A 257-nucleotide genomic window follows, 5' to 3' on the forward strand; every position below is an offset into this window, starting at 1 on the left:
ATGGCGCGAGCATTAATCCAAATCTCCGAATGGTTTGACTCGCAGCGCCAATCTATCCAAAAGCTCATCCTCAAGTCAGTGCAGTCTTGGAGCATCAGCGCCCTCAAAGAACTGACCAAAATCGACGACCACCACCTGCTCGTCAAACTGCTCAAAGCCGGCAAACAGACCGTCGCCAGCATCCGCAAAGCCCGCAAATTCATCACCTTGGGGGACTCAGCAACCCAAGCCGATTGGCAGTTAGTGGCCAAGACCTA

At 53.3% G+C, this 257-nt stretch carries 1 protein-coding gene; it reads left to right on the top strand.

Annotated features, from left to right (window positions below; all coding sequences use genetic code 11):
• Positions 1-257, top strand: a 257-nt coding sequence (locus tag LKK83_RS00265) for a hypothetical protein (RefSeq protein ID WP_324628746.1), incomplete at both ends; no start/stop codon positions are given.

The sequence above is a fragment of the Phormidium sp. CCY1219 genome (assembly GCF_035615515.1).
In the GTDB taxonomy this organism is placed as follows: domain Bacteria; phylum Cyanobacteriota; class Cyanobacteriia; order Cyanobacteriales; family Laspinemataceae; genus CCY1219.